Source organism: Paenibacillus sp. FSL H7-0703, from assembly GCF_038003485.1.
Taxonomy (GTDB): domain Bacteria; phylum Bacillota; class Bacilli; order Paenibacillales; family Paenibacillaceae; genus Paenibacillus; species Paenibacillus polymyxa_B.
This window is the reverse complement of record NZ_JBBOPF010000001.1, coordinates 1,924,991-1,942,977: the sequence shown is the minus strand read 5'-3', so window position 1 is coordinate 1,942,977 and position 17,987 is coordinate 1,924,991. Positions and strand designations below refer to the sequence as shown.

At 47.6% G+C, this 17,987-nt stretch carries 16 protein-coding genes; all 16 read left to right on the top strand.

The annotated features are described in order from the left end of the window. The first annotated feature begins 286 nt into the window (after positions 1-286). The 16 genes from MHB46_RS08325 to MHB46_RS08250 all read left to right on the top strand — a co-directional run bounded on the left by MHB46_RS08325 (position 287) and on the right by MHB46_RS08250 (position 17,502). Positions 287-1,924 carry a sensor histidine kinase gene (locus MHB46_RS08325; protein WP_341162056.1) on the top strand — a complete coding sequence of 546 codons (1,638 nt, stop codon included), beginning with the start codon at positions 287-289 and terminating at the stop codon, positions 1,922-1,924. Positions 1,925-2,040: 116 nt separating this feature from the next. Continuing rightward, positions 2,041-2,679 (top strand): response regulator, encoded by a 639-nt coding sequence (locus tag MHB46_RS08320; RefSeq protein ID WP_069291324.1) that lies wholly within the window; start codon positions 2,041-2,043, stop codon positions 2,677-2,679. A 274-nt stretch (positions 2,680-2,953) separates the two neighbouring features. Next, positions 2,954-3,697, top strand: a complete 744-nt coding sequence (locus MHB46_RS08315) for a YveK family protein (protein WP_023987416.1) — start codon at positions 2,954-2,956, stop codon at positions 3,695-3,697. After that, positions 3,681-4,319, top strand: coding sequence for a CpsD/CapB family tyrosine-protein kinase (locus MHB46_RS08310; RefSeq protein ID WP_013309150.1), 639 nt, complete (start codon positions 3,681-3,683; stop codon positions 4,317-4,319). Before MHB46_RS08315 ends, MHB46_RS08310 begins: the two co-directional genes overlap by 17 nt. 39 nt (positions 4,320-4,358) lie before the next feature. Continuing rightward, positions 4,359-5,252: a UTP--glucose-1-phosphate uridylyltransferase GalU gene (gene galU / locus MHB46_RS08305; protein ID WP_013309151.1), complete on the top strand. Its 894-nt coding sequence runs from the start codon at positions 4,359-4,361 to the stop codon at positions 5,250-5,252. Between the two features lie 16 nt (positions 5,253-5,268). Then, on the top strand, positions 5,269-5,967 hold the full coding sequence (locus tag MHB46_RS08300) for a sugar transferase (protein ID WP_013309152.1): 699 nt from the start codon (positions 5,269-5,271) through the stop codon (positions 5,965-5,967). Then, the gene (locus MHB46_RS08295; protein WP_341162055.1) at positions 5,967-6,902 is read left to right on the top strand and encodes a glycosyltransferase; all 936 of its coding nucleotides are present in this window, start codon (positions 5,967-5,969) and stop codon (positions 6,900-6,902) included. The genes MHB46_RS08300 and MHB46_RS08295 overlap by 1 nt, the downstream gene beginning before the upstream one ends. A 10-nt stretch (positions 6,903-6,912) precedes the next feature. After that, the gene (locus MHB46_RS08290; protein WP_071639860.1) at positions 6,913-8,250 is read left to right on the top strand and encodes an O-antigen ligase family protein; all 1,338 of its coding nucleotides are present in this window, start codon (positions 6,913-6,915) and stop codon (positions 8,248-8,250) included. 4 nt (positions 8,251-8,254) lie between these two features. Next, positions 8,255-9,025: a WecB/TagA/CpsF family glycosyltransferase gene (locus MHB46_RS08285; protein ID WP_028543109.1), complete on the top strand. Its 771-nt coding sequence runs from the start codon at positions 8,255-8,257 to the stop codon at positions 9,023-9,025. A gap of 5 nt (positions 9,026-9,030) precedes the next feature. Then, on the top strand, positions 9,031-10,473 hold the full coding sequence (locus MHB46_RS08280) for an O-antigen ligase family protein (protein ID WP_341162054.1): 1,443 nt from the start codon (positions 9,031-9,033) through the stop codon (positions 10,471-10,473). A gap of 5 nt (positions 10,474-10,478) precedes the next feature. Next, positions 10,479-11,858, top strand: a complete 1,380-nt coding sequence (locus MHB46_RS08275; protein ID WP_069291326.1) for a lipopolysaccharide biosynthesis protein — start codon at positions 10,479-10,481, stop codon at positions 11,856-11,858. Between the two features lie 22 nt (positions 11,859-11,880). Next, a complete protein-coding gene (locus tag MHB46_RS08270; RefSeq protein WP_341162053.1) occupies positions 11,881-12,720 on the top strand; it encodes a glycosyltransferase family 2 protein in 840 nt (279 codons plus the stop codon). Next, positions 12,707-13,894 (top strand): glycosyltransferase family 4 protein, encoded by a 1,188-nt coding sequence (locus MHB46_RS08265; RefSeq protein ID WP_341162052.1) that lies wholly within the window; start codon positions 12,707-12,709, stop codon positions 13,892-13,894. The genes MHB46_RS08270 and MHB46_RS08265 overlap by 14 nt, the downstream gene beginning before the upstream one ends. Beyond that, positions 13,891-15,039, top strand: coding sequence for a glycosyltransferase family 4 protein (locus tag MHB46_RS08260; RefSeq protein WP_341162051.1), 1,149 nt, complete (start codon positions 13,891-13,893; stop codon positions 15,037-15,039). The genes MHB46_RS08265 and MHB46_RS08260 overlap by 4 nt, the downstream gene beginning before the upstream one ends. Before the next feature lie 28 nt (positions 15,040-15,067). After that, positions 15,068-16,168, top strand: a complete 1,101-nt coding sequence (locus tag MHB46_RS08255; protein ID WP_103048925.1) for a glycosyltransferase — start codon at positions 15,068-15,070, stop codon at positions 16,166-16,168. A gap of 5 nt (positions 16,169-16,173) precedes the next feature. Next, positions 16,174-17,502: a UDP-glucose dehydrogenase family protein gene (locus MHB46_RS08250; RefSeq protein ID WP_061830275.1), complete on the top strand. Its 1,329-nt coding sequence runs from the start codon at positions 16,174-16,176 to the stop codon at positions 17,500-17,502. The last annotated feature ends 485 nt before the right edge of the window (positions 17,503-17,987 follow it).

The following is a 17,987-nucleotide window of genomic DNA, read 5'->3' as shown; positions in this document are numbered from 1 at the left end:
GCTGAATACCGCTGTTATAATCACGGTGGTACCAGCAAGTCTTTTTTAGGTTACTAAAATGTGATTTATTTCCTTGACAAACGTCATAAATTCTGACATTACCCCCAAAATGTTTTCCTGAAACGGTAAATATGTTATAAAAAGTACCAAATTTTTTGGAATGTAACCGTTTACGTAAGAGTTTATGTCTTGTTATTTATTTTTGGATTGGTTATGATTTTTTTAGAGTACACAAACAAACCTAATATGCCCATCGTCCCTTCAAAACACAGAATAGGGTGACAGGATGAAGTTGAAGAAGTCAGCAGAAGACAAAATGATTTTTTTATACCGTTATGTATCACTATCTTTAACGTCACTTGTTTTTCTGTTCGAATCATCGAGATTAATCGTGTGGCAGAAGCTATTACTGATTGGCTTTCTATTTTTATCCGTTACAGCATTTACTTGGATTTACCGCAAGTACAGACTTCATGATATGGTATTGAAATGCAGCATTGCGCTTGAAACCGCAGGGATCATCTTGTTGTTATTACCGACCGGAGGAATGGATAGCCCGTTCAAATGGTATGTGATTACCCCCATGTTGGTGGCTTGTGCTCATCTATCTATGAGGTACAGTTGGACGCTCCTCCTTTCTTATATCGGCTTGGTGCTTACAATTTGTTATATCTTTTTTACACCAGGTCAATATTTTTTGTGGGATCTTATATTGCAGAACATCAATTTGTTTCTGGTACTGATCGTAACTATGATGGCAATGCAGGTTATCGGCGTCATGAAGGACGAACTGAGGGTGGCTAAAGAGCAAGCCAATGAGACGATGGATCATATCAAGTCGATTTACCACATCATGGAGACGACCAGCCACAATGAGGCCTTAAATCTCGGTCAGGTCATCTCGGACTATACGGTCAAGCTAACAAAGCAGAGCCGTGCATTTTTCTGGCTGGATAGTCAGGAGGAGGATGCACCGGAAAGTAGCCAGACAGGCTGGACGGTAGAGGAGGAGGAACAGCTATTCGAGGAGCTGGGGAATTATCGGGAGGAATTCAGGGAAGAGCGTGAACCATTTTTCAGACATCTGCCAGAATGGGGCGATTTCCTCATGATTACAGTACCGATGACGACCCGTTTTGTAGCGACGATTGGCCTCAAGCTGGGCCCGGATCAAAGTCTGACAGGAAGACGCTGGCTCGTGCAACAACTGATATTCTTGGCTGAGCTGAGCGCTGTGTTCTTGGAGCGCTATGAGCTGGAGCGTATTGAAAATCAGCTGATTGTGACGAATGAGCAGAACCGGATTGCAAATGAAATGCATGACAATGTTTCTCAAAGTCTTTTTGGTATTGTGTACGCGACGCATTCTCTCCGGCAAACTTGGTGTCATCAGCCAAAGGAGCAGGTGGAGGAGCAAATTGATCTAATTCAGCAATCTGCCAACCAAGCGGTTAGAGAGCTGAAAGGGGCGATTCATAGTTTAAGTTCGAAAAAAAGCGGAGGCTCAACTTGGTTAGGGACGGTGAAAAGTCATCTGCATACACTCTCCAAGCTGAACCATGTACAAATTGATTTTGACATTCATGGTGATCATTATTCACTTCCGTATTTGTACCAAAAGGCTTTGTTCCGCATCATTTCCGAAGCGGCGGGGAACGCAATCCGTCATGGATTGGCCAAGCGAATTGATGTGAAGTTAAAATTGACGCCCCAAGTGATTAGACTGTCTATTCATGACGACGGAGTAGGGTTTGAGACGGCGAGAATGGTAGCAGGAGGTGAGGCGGTCAGTGCAGGCGGGGGCCTGGGCATGATGAATATGGAATATTTAGCTCAATCGATGGGAGGCGAATTTGATATTTCAAGTCGAATCGGAGAGGGAACACAGATCCGATTGTCCATTCCGGTAAATGCTTATGAATGAGGATTTTGCAAAATCCTCGAATAAAATGTGTGAACATTCTGCAATACAAAATCTGCGGTAACAATCGGATACATAGGGATTATGCAAATCCTGAACTGTAGACAGGAGGCCGAATCATGAAAATTGTCATTGTCGATGATCATCCTTTAGTACGGAAAGGACTCGCTGCGGTTATATCCATGCAGCCCAATGTTCAGTTTGCGGGAGAGGCCCAGAATCAACAGGAAGCACTTGTGGTGATCGAGGAAACAGATCCGGATCTGGTGCTGCTGGATTTGAAACTAGCTGATGAATCGGGGCTGGATATTATCAAGATAGCGCGCGGACGCGGTTTCAGAAGCAAATTTATTTTGCTGACTTCTTCCGCAACACGTGAAGATTTTCTAAAAGCAGAGGAAGCTTCCGTGGACGGTTATGTGCTTAAGGAAGCATTGCCTGAGGAACTAATTTACGCGATTCATCTTGTCAACAAAGGACGCAAATATTATGATCCGGCTATTCTCGAAAACAAGCTGCGTGAAGATGCGGGCAATCTGACCGACGACCTGACGCCCAAGGAAAAGGAAGTGCTGGTCGAGCTGGGACAAGGAGCTTGCAATCGTGAAATTGCATCCCGGTTATTTATCAGTGAGTTCACAGTCAAAAAGCATGTCAGTCAGATCTTGGCCAAGCTGCGGCTAGCGGATCGTACGCAGGCAGCATTGTATGCCAATGCCATCGGTCTGGCGAAGTACGAGCCAACAATGATGCGCTGACTCTATAAGCTGCGCTGCACTTTCATATGCGAGTAGAAAGAAAAGCCTCAAAATCACCAAGCTTTGTGATTTTGAGGCTTTTTTCGATTTCTTTTTCCATAATCGACAAAGCATGGTACAAAAGTATACCATGCCGTATCCGAAAGTATACATTCCCCTCCCCCCGTAGTGAGGGAGAAAGTGCCATTCGGTTCCATGTCGTTCACACAACGGATTGTTACAATTAGATCATACTTAAAATAAGAAGAGAAAATGTATAGGAGGGAGGATTTTTGTGGAGAAAACCATTTTGGATTATCTAGTCCTGATCAAAAGAAGATTGTGGCTGATCGCAATTTTTGTCATTCTCTCATGTGTAACAACATACTTTGTGAGCGACAATGTTGTGAAGCCAGTCTATTCCGCTTCAAGCCAACTGCTGGTTAATCATATTTCCGCCAAGCAGGGGAGTAACAATCTGAACGACGTCAACACAAGTCTTAATTTGGTGGAAAGCTACAAGCAAATTCTCACTTCACCTAAAATTATGGACGCTGTTGTAGCGGCTCATCCCGAGTTCGGTTTGACGCAGCAGAAGTTGGCAGAGAAGCTGCAGATTAAATCCTCGGATAAAAGTCAGGTTATCGGTTTGACGTTTGAGGCAGGGAGCTATCCACAGGCCGCAGCGGTTGTAAACGCGGTAACCCAGAAATTCGTACAGACAGTTCCGGGATTGATGGAATTGAATAATGTGAAAATTTTAAATGAAGCGGACCCTCAGGCCAATCCTGACCCGATTAATGGGAACCCGCTCATGAATATTGCGATTAGTTTTCTCGTATCGCTGATGATTGCATTGGGCACGATTGTGTTCCTGGAAAGCATTAACGGTACGTTGCGCTCGGAGAAAGAAGCGGACGCGGACATCGGTATTCCGGTAATTGCATCGATTCCAGTCATTCGCAAGAAGGACGTCGATGGAGCAGCCGGAAATTCCAAAGAACGGGTAGGGGAGCGTAAATATGCTGCGATTGAATGACATGTTGATTACAGAAAGTAATCCATCATCGTATATCTCGGAATCATTTCGATCCCTCCGTACATACATCCGGCAACAGGTGATTGGGCAAAAGGACCGTGGCACGGTTCTATTGTTGACCTCGCCGGAAAGCGGAGCGGGTAAAACAACACTGCTCGCCAACATCGGAGTTTCCTTTGCGCAAGAAGGCAAGAAGGTAGCTCTGGTGGATTGCAATCTGCATAAACCAGCGCTGCACGAGATATTCGGAATGGAGAATACCGGAGGTCTATCGGCTTATTTGCGCGGCGGGGCTTCTTCCAAGTCTATCGTTAGGCATGGTGGGCTGGAGCTATCGGTTGTTCCCGGTGGAGACACCCTGTACAACGCAGCAGATCTGCTCGGTAGCGAACGTATGGCTGAGCTGCTGGAAGAGCTCAAACGTGAATATGACATCATCCTGCTCGATTCGGCTCCGGCGCTGAATTATACGGATGCTCGCCTGATTGCAGGCTTGACGGATGGTGTGATTCTCGTTGCTAGACATGGTCGTACCAAACGGGAAGATCTACGCAAAACAAAGCAACTCATGGAGCAGGCCAGTGCGACGCTGGTTGGAATTGTGATGAATCAGGTGAAGTAAGCAACACCAAAATTCGATGAAGCAAGGAGAATGAGTGCGATGACGAAAAGAGTGAAAAAGGCCATTATTCCAGCAGCAGGGTTAGGTACGCGCTTCCTCCCTGCCACAAAAGCGATGCCTAAGGAAATGCTTCCAATTATCAATAAGCCTACGATTCAATATATCGTGGAAGAAGCGATTGCTTCTGGTATTGAGGACATTATTATCGTTACGGGTAAAGGCAAACGTGCCATTGAGGACCACTTTGACAACGCATTTGAGCTGGAATCTAAACTGCTCGAGGACGGTAAGCTGAAGCTTCTGGAGGAAGTGCAGCGTTCTTCGGGAGTGGAAATTCACTACATTCGCCAAAAAGAACCCAAAGGTCTTGGACATGCGGTATGGTGCGCAAGACGCTTTATCGGGGACGAGCCGTTTGGTGTGCTGCTGGGCGATGATATCGTAACAGGTCAGAAGCCTTGCCTGCGCCAGCTGATGGATCAGTATGAGGAAACTCAAAATTCGGTTATCGGTGTGCAGCGGGTACCGCAGGAATTTACGAACCGGTACGGCATCATTGAACCGGATCAGCAGGACGGACGCTTGTACCGAGTGAATAATTTTATAGAAAAACCGGCTCCAGGCACAGCGCCATCCGATTTGGCTATTATGGGTCGCTACGTGTTCTCACCGAAAATTTTCAAGTATCTTGATCTTCAAGAAAAAGGAGCTGGCGGCGAAATTCAGTTGACGGATGCGATCCAAAAGCTGAATCAGAGTGAGCGTGTGTACGCCTATGATTTTGAAGGCACACGTTATGACGTAGGTGAACGTCTTGGATATATTCTAACCACACTTGAATTTGCACTTGCCAGCGATGATTTGAAGTATCCGGTTATGGAGGCCATGAATGAATGGTTGAAAAAGACCGAGAAAGCAACCACGGCAGGTTGAGAGGGGGTACGTCAGCATGAGCATGGAAAATTTACCGGAGGACGGCGAGGCTGTCATGTCAGGTAAAGCGTTTTACATGCCATACGGAAATACACAAATTCAGGATAAAACGTCCTACCTGGTCACAAAACGCCTCCTTGATATGCTGCTGTCGTTCGTGGGCTTGATCGTCTTGCTTCCGCTTTTTGTAGTGGTAGGCGTTTTGATTAAGCTCGAAGACCCAAAGGGAAGCGTGTTTTTCAAGCAAACTCGGGTGGGCAAGAATGAGAAGTTATTCGATATGTATAAATTCCGTTCAATGGTGTCCAATGCTGAGGAACTGAAAAAGGACTTGATGGAGCTGAATGAAGTGAGCGGCGCCATGTTCAAAATTAAAAACGATCCTCGGATCACGAAAATTGGCAGTTTTCTGCGCAAGACGAGTATTGATGAGATTCCGCAGCTGTGGAACGTGTTGGTCGGCGACATGACTTTAGTCGGTCCGCGTCCGCCGTTGCCCAGCGAGGTCGAGCAATATTCCGATTATGATAAGCAACGCCTGATTGTAACACCGGGATGTACGGGTTACTGGCAGGTGAGCGCACGTAACAGTGTAGGCTTCGAAGAAATGGTGCAAATGGATTTGAAGTATATTCATGTTCGCAATACGTGGCTCGATTTGAAAATCATCATGAAAACAGGCGTTAAAATGCTGTTCTCCAAGGATGCTTACTGATGGATGCATTCAAGCGATGTCCCGCAGTGTCCGTCGTTATTTGCACCTATAACCGGGCGGACCTGCTGGAGAAAACGTTAATGTCCCTGCTGGAGCTGGAAGACCTAGCACTGGCTGAGATCATTGTGGTCGATAACCGATCCACCGATCATACAGCAGCGACGATCAAAAGGTTCACCGTCGCCCATGGTCAGAATATCCATCTCCGATATCATTATGAGCGCGAACAAGGACTGTCTGCTGCTCGTAATGCAGGCATTACGTTATCAAGAGCGGAAGTCATTGCTTTTCTCGATGATGATGCAATTCCGTGTGTTACATGGTTGCAAACGATTATGTCAGCATTCGGGAACAATCCTGAGCTGACGGCTATGGGTGGGAAAATTAACCCTATGTTTGAGACGGAACGACCGGGTTGGCTGACAGGCCCGCTTGAACTGCCTTACACGATTATTGATCTGGGCAAAGCCGTTCGTGAATATCCGTCGGGACTGAATCCATTTGGAGCGAATATGGCGATGCGCAAAACGGCTTTTGCCGCCGTTATGTTCCCGCTTCATCTAGGCAGAAAGGGAGATATCCTTCTATCAGGTGAAGAATCGTGGGTATTCGAGCAAATCCGTAAAAATGGTGGAACGATTATGTATCATCCACACATGTCTGTGGAACATTTTGTGCCGGCTTCACGGTTAACGAAAGAATGGATCATGAACCGCTACTATTGTCAGGGCATGTCTAACGCTGCTCAGGCCGTAGGTCTGCGCGGCAACGCGATGCTGATGGCGAAGACAGCAGCCAAAGTGTTATACATCACTGTGGATTCCCTGCTGGCGCGTAGTGAGGGCAGGAAGCTGTTGAACCGATGCAGGCTTGAAAGTATCCGTGGGACGCTGGATACACTGCGCAACCGGAAAAGCGAGTCAGCTGCGGGGTGAAAGATGGAACATGAGTAACTATCCTTGGACTACTAGAATAAACACCATACAGCATGTTTTTATTTTTCTACTGGGCGCTCTTGCTGTAGGAATTGCGGCTACCTATCAGCCGGTGGTCAGTATTGCGGCGGTATGTTTACTGCTCTTGCTGGCTGTTTCCATACATCATCCAGAGCGCATCAGCTACGCTGTTTTGCTAAGTACAGCAGTCTCAGTCGATTCTCTGTATCAGGGTGGCGTGTTCGGTATTGAGATTTTGTCATTGTACAAATTGGGCATTTTGGCTCTGCTGGTGCCGTGTATGCTCGTGTATGGCATACGTCTCAAGTTCAGCTATCCGGTCTGGGCATTGGTGATCATGCTGGGGATCACATTTGGATTTTCAGCATGGCTGCCTTTGTTAACGACCTCGATTGCCGTCAAGGCGTTCGTCGGTTTATCACTCCCTTTCTTTTTTTTACTGATCCAGTGGAAAAAGGATGTGGCAGAAAAGCATATCCGATTGATCAGTTTGTTGCCCATTATTAGTGTGGTCATTGGACTGGGTTTGCAGGTTCTAGGGCTGCATTCGTTTACGGATGTAGAATTTACGGGCGCAGTCAGAGTACAAGGAGCGAATATACCGCCGCATCTGGCAATGCTCTCCTTTCTCGGAATTGCTGTCTCTCTAATTGAGGTCAAGCGTAAACCCAAGCAAGCCGCTTTTTATTACACTGTGTTGGCACTGAACTTTCTGATTCTGATCGCCACCGGTACACGTGGACCGATTCTGGCATTGTTATTAATGTTTGCTGTGTATCTGTTTGATATTGCCCGTCAGTACCTCAAGGGGAAAGTCAATTATTTGCTACCGCTGGCCGGATCGTTTTTGGTTGCTCTGGGGGCGGTGGCCCTGCAATGGAACAATTTAAAAAAACGCTCCTTCGAACGGGAGACCGATACAGGCATTGACCTGTCGGGACGCTCGGAGGCATGGGAATATTTTTTGAACAGAGTACATGATTACCCTTGGTCAGGGAGAGGTCTTGGCGCGGTAACGGTCGCGAACGATGGGACATTATTCAATGGCTTTGTTGTACCGCATAACGAGTATATACGCTTTTATTTTGACACGGGATATATCGGTTGCGGGCTATTAATGCTTTCATTGCTGATCGTGTTCGCTCTCATTTACCGGTCGCTTGCCAAGTCTATCAAACCTTATTTTGCAAGCTTAATTGCAGGCTTTCTGATCTACTCGTTTTCAGATAATACGTTGTCGACGGTTCAGATGATTATTCCATTTTGCTGGTATTTGAACGCGTTATACCAGACATCTACTCAAACCGATTTTCGCAAAGAGAAGTGATACGATGAGCAGAGTGAACATGTTCGATGTCAACTTTGATAATTACGATTTTAATGATCTACTCGAATTTATAGATACTTCTATTGAACATCAGCGTCATTCCTACATTTTGACCTGTAATGTCGATCATGTGATCAAGCTTCGCAAGGATGATGAATTCCGCAAGGTGTATTCGGATGCCGGAGCTGTAGTGGCCGATGGGATGCCTATCATATGGGCGTCCAAGTTACTGAAAAAACCCCTCAAACAAAAGGTGTCCGGGTCAGATTTGTTCACTCGGCTGGGAGAGGCTTTTGAGGATCGAGGCTATCGTTTATTTTTTCTGGGTGCAGCTGACGGTATTCCTGAGAAGGCTATGCTCAATCTCCAGGAATCTTATCCGAACATGAATGTGGTGGGCTGTTACTCTCCTTCTTATGGCTTTGAGAAAAACGAGGAGGAGAATAGGCACATTATCCAACTGCTTCAAGAGGCTCGCCCGGACATCGTTTTTGTAGGTGTAGGTGCACCTAAACAGGAAAAATGGATCTACAGATATTATGAGACTTACCGTGCTCCGATTTCGATTGGGGTGGGAGCGACCTTTGATTTCCTGTCGGGAAATGTGAAAAGAGCACCGGAGCTGATGCAGAAGACGGGATTTGAATGGTTCTGGAGGTTGTCTCAGGAGCCTAAACGATTGTGGAAAAGATATTTGATTGAGGATTCCCAATTTCTCGTTCTGCTGTTTAAGGAGATGTTCAAGCGGAAGCGGATGAAGGGAGGTCAGGGGTGAGAAACATGAGTCGGTTGGCAGATCAGCAGATTTCCGTTTGGCTAGGAAATCGGCGTGGAATCAGCATGATCGGCATGGGATTGCTGGCTTGTATACTGCCACTCGCCATCGGATTTGTCAGCGCCAAGATGAATCCCACCATGAGCCAGCAGGGAGCCATATTGCTGGCGCTCGTTTTTCCGGCCTTCCTGCTGGCGATCCTGCAATCGCGGCTACTGATTCCTTACACACTGGCAGTTTGGGCAGTAGGCCCGGAAATCCGCCGCATTGCGGATTGGATGGAGGGAACATATCACTCGGTTTCCTTGTTGAGCGTGGCACCGCTGCTGGTAAGCAGTATGTTGATTATTCCTGTGTTGCGAGGCATTCATCAGGCGGAAAAACCCTTGACCCGAATTGCTGTATTTTTCGGCATAGAATTGGCCTACGGAAGTGTGGTCGGGTTATTCAAAAATGGTATTGTTTTTGCTTATGATTTAGCCAATTATGTGGTTCCTTTGATCCTGTTGCCTTATCTTGCGATTAAGCCCATGAAGGCGAAGGAGCTTGACCGACTGCTGTATTCATATGCCAACATTGCTGTTCTTGTGGCAATTTACGGCATTATCCAGTACTTGACGGTGCCTCCGTGGGATGCATTTTGGATGAATCATGTAGAAATGAATTCCATTGGTGTTCCAGAACCACTTCAAATCAGAGTATTTTCTTCCATGAACTCGCCCGGTCCCTGCGCTATTTTCCTGGCGATGGCACTTGTACCCATGCTAATGGAAAAACGTTGGCGTGGCACTTTGGGATGGATCGGAATCCTGCTGACGGTCGTTTGTCTCTTAATCACGCTGGTACGTTCAGCCTGGCTAATTGCCTTCGTCATGTTACTGGCTTACATTCTCAGTTCATCTTCCAAGGGAAAGTGGAAAACCTTGTTTCAACTAGCTATAGTTGGCCTTCTTCTCTACATCATTGTTCCAAAACTTCCAGGGGCAGAAGGTTTGGTGGCTCGCATGCAGACGCTGACGGATATTCAGCAGGATCATTCGTACAATGAACGTTTGGATTTACTGCATACGATGCTTCCGGCGATTGCTGGCAATCCGGTCGGGCAGGGGATCGGGAGTGTAGGAATCGGAACCAAGCTTGATAACGGCGGCGATCTCGGCGAACTTGGGATTATGGATAATGGATATATCGCCATTTTCCTCACCTTCGGTATTTTCGGGGCATTCTTTTTCTTCGGTGGTCTGTTCGTTATCATCAAGCGCCTTCTCGCTCGTATTGCCGAACGAGATGCCAGTCAGCCTTATATCAGACTGGCGTTGGCTACGTGGGCCGGAGCTGTAGCCAGTCTCATATCAGATAATGGTTTCCCCGGTATGCGCGGCTATCTGATCTGGATGATGATCGGAATAGGACTATGGGCAAAAGATGTCATCGCGGAAAGAAGGTAAAGGCTGTGCAAAACTTACAAGCATTATCCGCACCTGTCCGGACACTATGGTCCACAGTGATTCGGTTTGCCAAAAGCAAGGATAACAGCTCTGCAGCAGTAAAAACGATGATATTCAGTATGCTGATTCTCGTCGTGAATATGCTGACTGGTGTGCTAACGGCACGATTCCTGGGTCCTACTGGACGCGGGGAACAGACAGCGATGGTGAACTGGTCCCAATTTCTCGCCTTCTGCATGAGCTTCGGTGTCCCGTCTGCATTGATTTACAATGCAAAAAGGAAACCGGAGGAAACGGGCAAGCTGTATGGTCTGGCCTTGCTGCTGGCTACCATGTTCGGGGGCTTGGCGACACTCGTCGGAGTTTTTCTAATTCCTTATTGGCTGCGCTCTTTTTCTTCATCGGTCATACTTTTCGCGCAGTGCTCCATGATGATGTGTCCGCTCATAGCGATTTCACAGATCAATAATGCATTGCTTCAAGTTCGCTCGGAATATAAGCAGTACAATTTATTCCGGTATCTGGTACCGCTGAGTACACTGCTGGGTCTGGCGATTCTGATCCTAACCGGAAATATGAATCCGTACACCTCGGCATTGGCCTATCTACTGCCAGGCTTGCCGATTTATATCGGTGTCACGATACGAATGATTCGGCTGTACAAACCAAAGGTAAAGAACAGCTGGACGCAATTTAAAAATCTCTTTACCTACGGTATGGGTTCATACGGAAATGATCTCATGGGGCAGGTTTCCACTTATATTGATCAGATTTTGATTGCGGGTCTGCTCAGACCCGCTGATCTCGGTTTATATGCAGTAGCGGTCAGCTTGGCCAGGATGGTGAATGTATTTTCTACCTCGATCATTGTCGTGCTGTTTCCCAAAGCCTCCGGTCTGAATAAGGAAGAGGCGGTGGCCATAACATTTCGGGCATTTCGAGTGACATCAACGGCAACCTTTCTGGCTGCGGTGATGCTGATGCTGATTGCTCCGTTCGTATTTACATTGTTATATGGTCAAGAGTTTAAACAAGCACTCACGGTATTCCGGTTCTTGGTGCTTGAGGTTGCTATCAGTGGAGGGACCATGGTGCTGGCACAACAATTTATGGCGTTGGGTAAGCCCAAACTGGTTACCATTCTACAGGGTGTCGGATTGGCGCTCGTCATTCCATTGCTGTCCATACTCGTGCCGAGATATGGATTGACGGGTGCAGGGATAGCAATGCTGTCTTCGGGGATTCTACGGTTCATTTTCATTTTATGTAATGTTAAATTCGTTCTAAAAATGAAGATTCCAAGACTGCTTATTTCCAAACAAGATTTTCAATGGCTCCGATCAACGATGTCGCACTACATCCGGAAAAAGCCAGTTAACGGTTAGATAAAGAAGGAGGCACCCGCTAATGAACCACATGTCTAGCGTTCCCGCGGACAACCGGATATCCGTAGTTATTATCGCTCAGGATGATGGCACTCGAATCACAGCCGCCATTAAATCCTGCAAGCCCTTTGCGGACGATATCGTCGTCATTGACGGAGGGAGCAAGGACAATACGATTCAGGTAGCTGAATCCTTGGGCTGTCGGGTGTTTTCTAACCCGTGGCCTGGTTATGCCAAGCAGCGCATGTTTGGTGTTGAAAGAGCGGAATTTGATTGGATATTCCTGATTGATACGGACGAAGTAGTGGATGCAGAGTTGCTTGGAGACTTGTTGAAAGTAAAGGAAACGCTCCACGATCCGGCCAAAGCATATTCCGTATTCCGGATTGGAGATTTTCTTGGCAAATGGATGAACAAAGGTGAATACCTGGTTCGTTTGTACAATCGGCGTATTTATGGCATTACGAATAGTCTTGTTCATGAAATGCCGGATGTAGCCTCTTCCCAGATTGTCAATCTGGAGGGCGTGTTATGGCACTACGGCTTCCGCAGCATCAGTGATCATATGACCCGTTTTAACAAATATACAGATCTGGAAGCAGAGACGGCATTTAACAAAGGAAGATCCTTTCGGATTACCAGACTGTTGTGGCGGCCTCCTGCCCGCTTTGTGCAGAAGTATTTTGTCCAAGGCTTATACCGCAAGGGATTGGCGGGTTTTGCCGTAGCAGTATTCTGGGTGATGTATGAGTTTCTCGTCTGCTTCAAGCATTATGAGCTAACCAAGCGGAGAAAAAAGATAGAAATCGTGGATGACGGACATACCGAGCAGAAAGGAGAAACCAGCTATGTCGTACAATAACGGATTTCGTATTGCGGCAACGGGGCTGAGCTGGCCGTCCTTGCAGCCAGGAGGCCTCAACACATATTTTAAATCGATCTGTGAGCAGCTTACGTTAGAGCGCAATACGTTGGATGCTCTAATCTGTAGTGACGAGCAGCCGCAAGCGCCCGACCGTATTCGGATTCATACGATTGGCAGCAAGCAGCAATCCATCTGGAAGCGCCGGGAGCTAATGCAAAAATATGCAGCAGAGCTGTTCGACAAGCAACCGATGGATATATTGTATTCCCATTTTGCTCCCTATAGTGTCGGGCCAGCGCTGGAGGCGAAAAAAAGAGGAATCCCGGTAGTTACCACCTTTCACGGACCGTGGACGGAGGAAATGAAGATTGAAGGACAGGGCATCAAGCATTTTCTAAAAACGACGTTGGCTAAATCCATTGAAATGAAGGCCTACGGTCTGTCGGATAAATTTATAGTGCTAAGCGAGACTTTTCGGGATATTTTGCATGAGCACTATAAGGTTCCACTCAGCAAAATTCATATTATTCCTGGTGCTGCGAATGTAGAAAGGTTCCACCCGGCAGAGGATCAAGAAGCGGTGCGGAAGCACCTGAATTTGCCGCAAAATGCGACGATTGTGCTAACCGTTCGTCGTCTTGTTAATCGAATGGGACTACTACAGCTACTGGAAGCATGGCGACGAGTAACCGAGCGTCATCCTGATCATGTGTTGCTGATTGGAGGGAAGGGCCCCTTGATGGAGGAATTGGCTTCCAAGGTGGCGGAATACAATCTTCATAACCATGTAAGGCTGCTCGGTTATGTGTCGGATGAGGAGCTTCCACTGTACCACCAAGCATCGAATTTGTTCGTTGTACCCACACAGGCACTGGAAGGTTTCGGTCTGATCACAGTGGAGGCGATGGCCTCGGGACTGCCGGTGCTGGCGACTCCTGTGGGTGGCAACAAGGAGATTTTAAGAGGATTCCGTCCCGAGCTTTTGTTCAAGGGAACGGATAGTGAAGCCATTGCTGAAGGGTTGCTACGTGTGCTGGATCATCGTGAACTTCTACCGAATGCAAGGGAATGCCGGGACCATGTCCTGAGCAGATATACATGGGGACATGTAGCGGAGCAGGTGGAAGAGGTGTTCCGACAGGTCCTTGATAGAAAGGCGGCGGCGAAATGATGAGAGTAGCTTATATTGACCATACGGCAAGATGGAGCGGCGGCGAAGTCGCTTTGTACAACATACTGACGAATATCGGGGAACATATCGACCCGCTCGTTATTTTGGCAGAGGAGGGCGATTTGGCAGATCGGCTTCGGCAGCGTGATATTGATGTGCGCATCGTTCCATTGGACGATTCGATTCGCAATCGGGGACGGAATGCCGTGAATCTAGGTGCGCCTGCAGCAGCTTTTCGTTTGCTGGCTTACGGTAGAAAACTTGCGCCCTTGCTGCGTGAGGAAAAGGTCGTGTGCGTTCACACGAACTCGCTCAAGTCTGCACTGTATGGTACAGTAGCCGCCAAATCGGCGAAGCTGCCCTTGATCTGGCATATCCGTGACCACATCGGTCCGCCGTATCTGAAGCCGATTGTGGCCAAAGGGATTCGGCTGATGTCCCGCTTTTTGCCCAACGGAGTGATTGCTAATTCCAAGTCCACGCTGAGTGCGTTGGAGTTACCCCCGGACAAAAAGACGCTTGTCGTTTATTCCGCTTTTGCCAAAGCAATTACAGCACGTGACACGGCTTCACATTTACGTGGTGATGACTCGTTTAACGTCGTATTGGTCGGCAGATTGGCGGAATGGAAGGGACAGCATATTTTACTGGAAGCAGCACGCTCCTTTTTACCGGATCAGCGCGTGAAATTCTGGCTGGCTGGAGATGCGTTGTTCGGAGAAGAGGAATACAAGCAACGATTAGAGTCCACGATGCGCGAATACGGATTGGCTAACGTCAATCTACTGGGACACGTCGATGACATTCAAGGCCTGATGCAGCGTTGTGATTTGCTGATTCATACCTCTATTACACCAGAACCATTCGGTCAGGTCATTATTGAAGGCATGGCTGCGGGTCTCCCCGTGATTGCTTCCAATGAGGGGGGACCCAAGGAAACGGTGGTACCCCATGAAACCGGGCTGCTTATTGAACCGGGTGATCCGGCTAAGCTGGAAGAAGCCATCCGCTGGATGTTGGAGCATCCACAAGAACGTCAGCAGATGGGTGAGAGAGGGATGGAACGGGTCAAGAAGCATTTTGTCATCGAGAACACAGTTAAGGATATAGTTCATTACTATAAGGGTTTGTTGGCAGGAGTCTGACCGACATTCGCGTTAAAGGATGATTCAGATGAAAATAGCGATAGCACACGATTACTTAATCCAAATGGGCGGAGCGGAAAGGGTAGTAGAGGTATTCCACGATATGTATCCGGATGCTCCTATCTTCACAACGGTGTTCAGCGACGACCGCCTGTCGCGTAACTTGAAGGATGCGGATATTAGAGCCACTTGGCTACAAAAAGTCCCAGGAGTGAAGGACAACTTCAAAGGAGTGCTGCCGCTGTATCCCATTGCTATCCGTGATTTTGATTTTAGGGATTTCGACATTGTTTTAAGCTCCAGCAGTGCATTTATGAAAAGCATCCAGGTACCCAAACATACGTTTCACATTTGTTATTGTCACACACCGATGCGGTTTGCCTGGGATTACGATACATATATGGCCCGGCAGTCCAAATCCAACCTGCTCAAAAACATGCTCAAGCTGTACATGAACCGGTTGAAAACATGGGATGCCAAAACTTCTCGCAACGTAGACCAGTTTGTCGCCAACTCTTCGGTTGTAAAACGAAGAATTTTGCACTATTACCAAAGGGATTCGGATGTGATTTTCCCACCTATTAATACATCCCGTTTTAAACGCGCTACAAACATCGGTGACTATTACCTGATCGTATCCCGATTGGTGTCCTACAAGCGCATTGATCTCGCGATCGAAGCATTCAAACGTAACGGTCTCAAGCTGCGCATTGTGGGTGAAGGACCGGACCGTAAACGACTCGAAGGTATGGCTGCCCCGAACATTGAGTTCCTCGGCAGGCTTGAGGATGAAGAGGTTAACAAGCTGATGGCAGAATGCCGAGCGCTCGTTTTTCCGGGTGAAGAGGACTTCGGTATTACGCCTTTGGAGGCGAATGCGGCTGGACGGCCTGTCATAGCTTTTCAGGGTGGGGGAGCGCTGGATACGATTGTTCCTCATGTGAACGGCGTATTTTTCCGCAAGCATCAAGTAGAGGATGTGCTGGAGGCCGTCGAAAAGGTTGAGCAACATGCGTGGAATGTGGACGATATCATTACCCATGCGCGCAAATTTGATGAAGAAAACTTCAAGGATCAATTAAAAAAGTATGTAGAACAAGCCTATGTGAACTTTCTAAAAGGAGGATGAACGGAATGAAGCTGGCTGTAATCGGTACTGGATACGTTGGGCTCGTCTCGGGTGTATGTTTTGCGCAAAAAGGTAATGAGGTGATTTGTGTCGATCTGGAGCAGCACAAAATCGACATGTTGAACCGGGCAGAATCTCCGATTTATGAACCGGGTATTGAGGAATTGATCGCGTTGAATCTGGAAGCGGGTCGGTTGGAGTTCACCTCGGATTTGGCCGATGCGGTACGCCGCTCGGATATCGTAATTTTGGCGGTAGGTACACCTTCTCTGGCTAACGGTGAGGCGAATTTGTCGTACATTGAACAGGCGGCCGCTGATGTTGGGAAAGCCATGAACGGGTATAAGATTATTATGACCAAGAGTACTGTACCTGTCGGAACGAACGAAAAAATTAAGGACGTGTTGGCTCGTCACACGAGTTTGTCTTTCGATATCGTCTCCGCGCCGGAGTTCCTGAGAGAAGGCTCAGCCATCAATGATACGCTTTATCCGGATCGCATCATTATTGGTTTGGACAATACAGGATTGCGTGAAACCATGGTCACTCTGCATCAGGTGTTCACGGATAAAATCTATGTGACGGATATCCGTAGTGCTGAAATGATCAAATACGCGTCCAATGCGTTTCTGGCAACTAAAATTTCGTTCATTAACGAAATCGCTAATATTTGCGAAAAGGTTGGCGCCGATGTCACCTGTGTGGCTGACGGTATGGGTATGGACAAACGGATTGGCTCCTCTTTCCTACAAGCAGGGATCGGGTATGGTGGCTCTTGCTTTCCAAAAGACACAAATGCGCTTATCCAAATTGCAGGTAATGTAGACTATGAATTTAAGTTATTGAAATCGGTGGTCGAGGTGAATACCGACCAGCGCTTTATGATTGTATCCAAGCTGCGCGAATCGCTGGGTCAACTGAACGGTGTGTCCATTGGCATTTGGGGCCTCGCCTTCAAGCCAAATACAGATGACATCCGCGAAGCTCCAGCACTGGAAATCGTAGAAACGCTCATTCAGGCAGGCGCTATTGTCAAACTGTATGATCCCATTGCGATGGATAAATTCAAGGAGCGCGTGGATCACCCGAATATTATGTGGTGCTCATCCCCACAGCAAGCCGCTGAAGGTAGCGACGCTGTGTGCCTGTTGACCGATTGGGAAGAGTTCAAAAAAGTCGATCTCGTACAACTGGCCTCCATTTTGCGCAAGCCGGTTCTCATTGACGGTCGTAACGTATTCGCTGAGGAACAGATCCAAGGCTCCGGGCTGGAATACTACTCCGTGGGTCGTCCGCGGATGAGTGGGTGGAATCGGGATAAAGTGGAAGTTTAAAAGTGACAGATTAAAAAGTGACTGTGGCGGTGTTGGAGGCGCTGAAGGCGCTGCGCGTGCAGATTGTTCTTCCGATTGCTGTTACCCCCGGATTTTCTGGATTATATAAAACATTCAAAGGTTAAAATCCGGGGATAAAGGCAAACGCTGACGCTTCTTCAGAACAATTCTGCCCGCTCCGCTGCTTTTAGCCGTGGAGTCACAATTTTTAAACTCCCACCTTATGGGAGGAGTAGAAGGGCAGATCAGAAGGAGCGGCGCGGTTGATGCCGCTCCTTCCGATCAAAGCTCCATGCGGCTGTACCGCGGCGCCGCTCCTGTGAAGCAAGGCAGGTAAACGCCAAGCGTGAGATTTTACAGGCTGACCGGACTTAATAATGTCCGGTCGTGCCTTTTGCAATAAACGGTATGATCGGCATGATGCATTTTTGAGTAGCGCAGGGATGGATTTGAATCTGGAGAAGCGGAGCGTTCGCCTTTGACGT